The sequence below is a fragment of the Pseudomonas sp. NPDC087639 genome (assembly GCF_044743385.1).
Taxonomy (GTDB): Bacteria; Pseudomonadota; Gammaproteobacteria; order Pseudomonadales; family Pseudomonadaceae; genus Aquipseudomonas.
Genome location: NZ_JBIUWI010000120.1, coordinates 1 through 7349, shown reverse-complemented (window position 1 = coordinate 7349; position 7349 = coordinate 1). Strand labels below are relative to the sequence as shown.

Annotated in this window: 6 protein-coding genes; 1 reads left to right on the top strand and 5 read right to left on the bottom strand. The window is 57.7% G+C overall.

Annotated features, from left to right (window positions below; translation table 11 throughout):
- Positions 1–260: 260 nt before the first annotated feature.
- From dapB to grpE, 4 genes are all read right to left on the bottom strand, one after another.
- Entirely contained in the window at positions 261–1067 is an 807-nt protein-coding gene (gene dapB / locus ACIOVB_RS26590) for a 4-hydroxy-tetrahydrodipicolinate reductase (RefSeq protein ID WP_401272169.1), read from the bottom strand.
- A gap of 9 nt (positions 1068–1076) precedes the next feature.
- Positions 1077–2201, bottom strand: coding sequence for a molecular chaperone DnaJ (gene dnaJ / locus ACIOVB_RS26585; protein WP_038357478.1), 1125 nt, complete (start codon positions 2199–2201; stop codon positions 1077–1079).
- Positions 2202–2497: 296 nt separating this feature from the next.
- On the bottom strand, positions 2498–4414 hold the full coding sequence (gene dnaK, locus ACIOVB_RS26580) for a molecular chaperone DnaK (protein ID WP_401272168.1): 1917 nt from the start codon (positions 4412–4414) through the stop codon (positions 2498–2500).
- A gap of 102 nt (positions 4415–4516) precedes the next feature.
- On the bottom strand, positions 4517–5083 hold the full coding sequence (gene grpE, locus ACIOVB_RS26575; protein ID WP_103303213.1) for a nucleotide exchange factor GrpE: 567 nt from the start codon (positions 5081–5083) through the stop codon (positions 4517–4519).
- A 240-nt stretch (positions 5084–5323) separates the two neighbouring features.
- Here grpE and recN point away from each other — a divergent pair, with 240 nt between their 5' ends.
- The gene (gene recN / locus ACIOVB_RS26570) at positions 5324–6997 is read left to right on the top strand and encodes a DNA repair protein RecN (RefSeq protein WP_187676706.1); all 1674 of its coding nucleotides are present in this window, start codon (positions 5324–5326) and stop codon (positions 6995–6997) included.
- Positions 6998–7079: 82 nt separating this feature from the next.
- On the opposite strand, the gene ACIOVB_RS26565 is transcribed toward recN, so the two are convergent.
- The coding region (locus tag ACIOVB_RS26565; protein WP_401272167.1) for a transcriptional repressor at positions 7080–7349 on the bottom strand (270 nt) is incomplete at its 5' end.

The window sequence follows — 7349 nt, the reverse complement described above, 5'->3', positions numbered from 1 at the left end:
CAAGACGTCCTCCCGGAAATAACGCATGAAAGGGCGTTCGCTGGGTGTAAAAATGCGGAGTGACGTATGGACACGTCACCCCGCTTCTTCACTGAATTATTCTGCGCGCTTTTAGTGGACACACTAAAGCTGTAGCTTACAGAAAAAGGCTTTTTTGGTCCACCGCTAAAGAGCCTTAAAGGCCGGAGAATGCGACAGGAAGTCGCTCAGCGGAGAAAAACCAGCGCAAACAGGGCGTTTGCGCCGGATTCAATAACGGCTCAACGCAGATCGAGCACATCCTGCATGTCATAAAGACCCGGCTCACGACCCTCCAGCCACAAGGCTGCACGTACCGCGCCCTTGGCGAAGGTCATGCGACTGGAAGCCTTGTGAGTGATCTCCAGGCGCTCGCCTTCGCAGGCAAACAGCACGGTGTGATCACCGACGACATCACCACCACGAACAGTGGCAAAACCGATGGTTTCACGCTCGCGCGCACCGGTATGACCTTCACGACCGTAGACGGCAACTTTCTGCAAGTCACGATCCAGCGCACTGGCAATGACCTCACCCATGCGCAACGCAGTACCCGAGGGCGCATCGATCTTGTGTCGGTGATGCGCTTCGATGATCTCGATGTCTGCCTCATCACCCAACACGCGTGCCGCCATGTCGAGCAACTTCAGCGACAGATTGACGCCAACACTGAAGTTGGCGGCGAACACGATTGGAATATCCTTGCCCGCCTCGACCAGCAACTGCTTCTGCGCAGCATCCAGACCCGTAGTGCCGATGACCATGGCCTTGCCCGCCTTACGGCAGAACGCCAGGTTCTTCAGCATCACTTCCGGAAGCGTGAAGTCGATCAACACATCAAACTCATCGGCGACCGCTTCCACATGACCGGACAGCGGCACACCAATTCGCCCCAGCGAAGCCAACTCACCGGCATCCACCCCGATCAGCGTGCTGCCAGGACGGACGACAGCGGCAGTCAAACCGGTCAGAGGCGCGCGCTGCTGCACGGCCTCAACCAGAATCTTGCCCATGCGCCCGGCGGCGCCCATCACTGCAATACGTCGCATGCCGACTCCTTACAAATCGCCGAAGAAGCGCTTCACACCGTCGAACCAACCGGTGGTTTTCGGGGAATGGCTGTTGTCGTCCGCCAAAGAACTGCGGAACTCTTCAAGCAATTCGCGCTGACGACGGTTCAGGTTGACCGGGGTCTCGACCGCTACACGACACATCAGATCGCCCGCACCACCGCCACGCACCGGCGCCACGCCTTTGCCGCGTACGCGGAACTGCTTGCCGGTCTGAGTACCTTCAGGGATTTTCAGCTTGACGCGACCGTCGAGGGTCGGGATTTCCAGCTCGCCACCCAGCGCCGCATCAACGAAGCTGATCGGCACTTCGCAGAACAGATGCTTGCCGTCACGCTGGAAGATGTCGTGTTCGCGGACGTTGATGACCACGTACAGATCGCCAGTCGGGCCGCCTTGAGTACCCGCCTCGCCTTCGCCGGACAAGCGAATGCGGTCGCCAGTGTCGACGCCGGCCGGCACTTTGACCGACAGGGTTTTGTACTCTTCGACGCGGCCGTCACCGTGGCAGGAATCGCACGGATCGGAAATGATCTTGCCCTGGCCATGGCAGCGCGGGCAGGTCTGCTGCACCGAGAAGAAGCCTTGCTGCATGCGCACCTGACCGATGCCACCGCACGTCGGGCACGTCGAAGGCGACGAGCCTTTTTTGGCGCCCGAGCCATCACATGGTTTGCAATTGACCAGCGTCGGCACACGAATATTCACGCTCGTGCCGCGCACTGCCTCTTCCAGATTCAGCTCCAGGGTGTAGCGCAAGTCGCTGCCACGCTGAGCGCCGCCACGGGAACCACCGCGACCGCCACCAAAGAAATCACTGAAGACATCACCAAAGATGTCAGAGAAGTTCTGACCGCCGAAACCTGCACCGCCACCACCCATGCTCGGGTCGACACCGGCATGACCGTACTGGTCGTAAGCTGCACGCTTGCTGGAATCGGACAGCACTTCATAGGCCTCGTTGGCCTCTTTGAACAGTTCTTCCGATGCTTTGTCATCGGGATTACGGTCCGGGTGATGCTTCATCGCCAGACGACGATAGGCCTTCTTCAGATCCGCATCGCTTGAGCCACGCTCAACACCCAACACTTCGTAATAGTCACGCTTTGCCATAAGTCTTTGCACTCTTGAGGACGTCCGGCAAACCCCTCCTGAGGATCGCCAAACTCGCTGAGCCCCAATACAGGCCCGGACCCAACTCACGTCAATTCAACGATCCTGGTCTTTGATTCATGCGGTACTTTCGGCGCGAAAAGCAGGAGCATTTTCGGCCATACCACCAGCATTCGAACCTTGTCGCATACTGTAAAAATTCGCGTATTCCAGATACGCCAACGCGGGAGCAAGCTCCCGCGCGGCGACATCCTACCAGTCACCGCCTAAAGGCAGTCAACCGGCCGACCAACAACTTACTTGGGGTCTTTGACTTCTTCGAACTCGGCATCGACAACATCGTCAGTCTTTTCAGCTTTCTCGCCGTGCGGTGCTGCGCCTTCAGCAGGCTGAGCCTGTTCGGCGTACATCTTCTGAGCAACCGGAGCGGAGACTTTCGACAGCTCTTCAACCTTCGCTTCGATGGCAGCCTTGTCGTCGCCTTTAACAGCAACTTCCAGAGCAACCACAGCAGCCTCGATCGCAGTCTTCTCTTCGGCGGTAACTTTGTCGCCCGCTTCGGTGATCATTTTGCGAGTCGAGTGAACCAGTGCATCACCCTGGTTACGGGCAGCGGCCAGTTCTTCGAACTTGCGGTCTTCGTCAGCGTTAGCTTCGGCGTCACGCACCATGCGCTCGATTTCTTCGTCGGACAGACCGGAGTTGGCCTTGATCACGATCGACTGGGTCTTGCCGGTCGCCTTGTCTTTCGCACCGACGTGCAGGATGCCGTTGGCGTCGATGTCGAAGGTCACTTCGATCTGCGGCACGCCACGTGGAGCAGGTGGAATGTCGGCCAGGTCGAACTTGCCCAGGGACTTGTTCTGTGCGGCTTGCTTACGCTCGCCCTGCAGGACGTGAATGGTCACCGCGCCCTGGTTGTCGTCGGCAGTCGAGAACACTTGCGATTTCTTGGTAGGAATCGTGGTGTTTTTCTCGATCAGCGCAGTCATCACGCCACCCATGGTTTCGATACCCAGGGTCAGCGGGCTGACGTCGAGCAGCAGTACGTCTTTCACGTCACCGGCCAGAACAGCGCCCTGGATAGCAGCGCCCATGGCAACAGCTTCGTCCGGGTTGACGTCTTTACGCGCTTCTTTACCGAAGAAATCGGTAACCAGCTTCTGCACCAGCGGCATACGGGTCTGACCGCCGACCAGGATCACGTCGTTGATCGCGCCAACGTCCAGGCCTGCGTCTTTCATGGCGATGCGGCAAGGTTCGATGGTGCGCTGAACCAGGTCTTCAACCAGTGCTTCGAGCTTGGCACGCGAGATCTTCACGTTCAGGTGCTTAGGACCGGTCGCGTCTGCAGTGATGTACGGCAGGTTGACGTCGGTCGACTGAGCAGAGGACAGCTCGATCTTGGCTTTTTCAGCGGCTTCTTTCAGGCGCTGCATGGCCAGCGGGTCACCCTTAAGGTTCATGCCGCTTTCTTTCTTGAATTCGTCAACGAGGTAGTCGATCAGACGAATGTCGAAGTCTTCACCGCCCAGGAACGTGTCACCGTTGGTGGCCAACACTTCGAACTGATGCTCGCCGTCAACTTCAGCGATCTCGATCACGGAAACGTCGAAAGTACCGCCACCCAGGTCATAAACGATCACAGTGTGATCGCCCTTGGCCTTGTCCATACCGTAAGCCAGAGCGGCTGCGGTTGGTTCGTTGATGATACGTTTTACGTCCAGACCGGCGATGCGGCCGGCGTCTTTGGTCGCTTGGCGCTGGCTGTCGTTGAAGTAGGCCGGAACGGTGATCACCGCCTCAGTCACTGGCTCGCCGAGGTAGTCTTCGGCGGTCTTCTTCATCTTTTTCAGAATTTCAGCCGAGATTTGTGGCGGTGCCATTTTCTGGCCGTTCACTTCAACCCAGGCGTCGTTGTTGTCAGCCTTGACGATCTTGTAAGGGACCATCTGGATGTCTTTCTGCACAACTTCTTCGTCGAAACGACGACCGATCAGACGCTTTACCGCGTACAGAGTGTTGTGCGGGTTAGTCACTGCCTGACGCTTGGCAGACTGACCGACCAGGATTTCGCCATCGTTGGCGTAAGCGATGATCGACGGCGTGGTACGCGCGCCTTCAGCGTTTTCAATAACTTTTGCTTTGCCGTTTTCCAGCACGGAGACGCAGGAGTTGGTAGTCCCCAGGTCGATACCGATAATTTTGCCCATGTTCACTCTCCCGAAACTTTGGATTTGGATGCCGCAGCAGTGGTGGCTAACTGCGGTAGCACTTAAACGCTTGACTTCTAAATGGGGGCCTTGCGACTAATTTCAAGCCTTCTCGTCAATCGAAGGCGAAATTGGCGCCGGCGCCTTGCTGACCACAACCATGGCCGGACGCAACAGGCGACCGTTAAGTTGGTAGCCCTTTTGGAACACTTTCAGGACACTGTTCGGCTCAACGTCGGCACTTTCCTGCATGGCCATCGCCTGATGCTGAACGGCGTTGAATGGTTCGCCATGCGGATCGATCGCTTCAAGCTGATAACGCTTGAGGGTGTCGTGGAACATTTTCAGGGTCAGCTCGATGCCTTCACGCATCGGACGGATGCTTTCGTCGTCAGGGTTCGACAGCTCGAGGCCGCGCTCCAGGCTGTCGACGATCGGCAGCAGGTCGCCGGCGAACTTTTCCAGCGCAAACTTGTGCGCCTTTTCCACGTCCTGCTCGGCACGACGACGGACGTTCTGCAGATCGGCAGCGACACGCAGAGACTGATCCTGCGCGGCGGCCAATTGCTCTTCGAGCACTTGTACACGGGTCGCCAGGTCGTCACCCGAACCCTCGGGCGCCTGATTGGCTTCTGGGTTTTGCTTATCTACTGTCTGTTCGTCAGCCATAGAATTCTCCTTTCAATATCGTCCGCGAGTTCGACTCGCGCTTCTGTCCCGATATATGGGGCCGCAAAATCAGGCTTCAAGGGCCTTCAACGATTAACCCTACAAAAAAGTGCCGCATTCTCATTCCTCGATGCACTAAGCAAAAATTGCGTTCAAGCAAATCGAGCTAAGGGAGGGCATTGTCAGCCCGAAACAAAACACTGTATAAATAACCAGACCTAAAGCCTGGGAGCGGCCTTTATGCTGGTGCACCTGTCCGTACATAACTACGCCATCGTTGAACATCTCGATCTCGAACTTGATCGCGGGATGAGCGTGATCACCGGGGAAACCGGCGCCGGCAAGTCGATCATGCTCGACGCCCTGGGCCTGACCCTTGGCGATCGCGCCGACAGTGGCGTGGTTCGCCCGGGCGCCGACAAGGCCGATATTCTCGCGACCTTCGATCTAGCCGACATCCCCGAGGCCAGCGCCTGGCTGGCCGAGCGCGATCTGGACATCGACGGCCCGTGCATCCTGCGTCGGGTCATCACGTCTGAAGGACGCTCTCGCGGCTATATCAACGGCACGCCCTGCCCGCTTGGCGATCTCAAGGCACTCGGCGAACTGATGATCGACATCCATAGCCAGCATGAGCACCAGTCCCTTCTGAAAACCGATACCCATCGTCGCCTGCTCGACGAATACGCTGGCGCGACCGATCTCGCCCGCCAGGTGCAACTGGCTGCCCAGCGCTGGCGGCAGACTCGCCAGGAGCTGGAGCGACTCTCCAACTCCGGCGACGAACAACGCGCGCGCCATCAACTGCTCAGCTACCAGCTCGAAGAACTGGAAAACCTCGGCCTCGGTGATAACGAACTCGAACAGCTGGAGCAGGAACACAAAAACCTGACTAACGCTGAAACCTTGCTTGGCATTTGCCGGCAAGTCGTCGAGCAGTGCAGCGAAAGTGACTCCGGCAATGTACTGAACGCGCTGACCGCCAGCCTCAATCGCCTGTCGAGCGTGAACAATTCCGTTGGTGCTCTTGGCGAAGCCAGCAGCTTGCTGACCAGCGCACAAATACAGGTTGAGGAAGCGGTCGGTGAACTCAATCGTTTCCTCGACAACTTCGATGCCGATCCGGCACGCCTGCAATATCTGGAAGAGCGCCTCGACGCTATTTACACGCTGGCACGCAAACACCGGATCCAGCCGACCGAAGTCGGAGAGATGCAGCAGAAACTGCTGGATGAAATCGAAAGCCTTAATGCCAATGACGAGTCCATTGAGCGACTGGGCGAAGAACTGGCCTCCTATGCCCGTCACTATCAGGAAAAAGCGCGAGAACTGAGTGATTTGCGCCATCAGGCTGCCGGCAGCCTTGCCAGCGCGGTGGAACAAGAGATTCAACGTTTGGGCATGCCCGGCGGTCGCTTCACTATCGAGCTACGCGCCAATAGCAGCGATGAACTGCTGCCCAACGGACTCGAACAGGTTGAATTGCTGGTCAGCGCCAACCCTGGCCAGCCACTCAAGGCACTGGCGAAAGTGGCGTCCGGTGGCGAGCTGTCGCGGATCAGCCTGGCGATTCAGGTCATCACTGCACAGACCTCGCGCATTCCGACACTGGTGTTCGACGAAGTCGACGTGGGCATTGGCGGCCCTACCGCTGAGATTGTCGGCCAGTTGTTGCGCCGACTAGGTGAACGCGGACAGGTGCTGACCGTGACGCACTTGCCGCAAGTGGCGGCGCAGGGGCATCAGCATCTGTTCGTGCACAAGGTACGCGGCGAACAGGCGACGCATACAGCCGTCTCCAAGCTGAGCAAGAACGACCGTATAGAAGAAGTGGCGCGGATGCTGGGCGGAATCGATCTGACCAAAGAATCCCTGGCTCACGCCAAAAAGATGGTCGTTACCGCAAAAGCTTAAATTTCACCCACAGCAGAAAGCACGAAGGCGACCCACGGGTCGCCTTCGCTCGTTTCGCGAACCTGAAATTCGCGCGACATGCTTACTTTTTCTTGCGTACGTACAGCACCAGGTTGTGATCCACCAACTCGACACCGTGCTCGTCGGCAATTGCCTTCTGAAGCTTTTCGATTTCAACGCTGACGAATTCGACAACCTCACCGGTTTCCACGTTGACCATATGGTCGTGGTGTCCACCGTCGGCCAATTCGAAAACCGCGTGGCCACCGTCGAAGTTGTGACGGACCACGAGGCCAGCCGCTTCGAACTGGGTCAGAACACGGTAAACCGTGGCCAGACCGACGTCCTCGCC

Coding starts and splice junctions, on each gene's coding strand:
- dapB (WP_401272169.1), bottom strand. CDS start 1,067: ATGCGACGTATTGCAGTGATGGGCGCCGCCGGGCGCATGGGCAAGATT.
- dnaJ (WP_038357478.1), bottom strand. CDS start 2,201: ATGGCAAAGCGTGACTATTACGAAGTGTTGGGTGTTGAGCGTGGCTCA.
- dnaK (WP_401272168.1), bottom strand. CDS start 4,414: ATGGGCAAAATTATCGGTATCGACCTGGGGACTACCAACTCCTGCGTC.
- grpE (WP_103303213.1), bottom strand. CDS start 5,083: ATGGCTGACGAACAGACAGTAGATAAGCAAAACCCAGAAGCCAATCAG.
- recN (WP_187676706.1), top strand. CDS start 5,324: ATGCTGGTGCACCTGTCCGTACATAACTACGCCATCGTTGAACATCTC.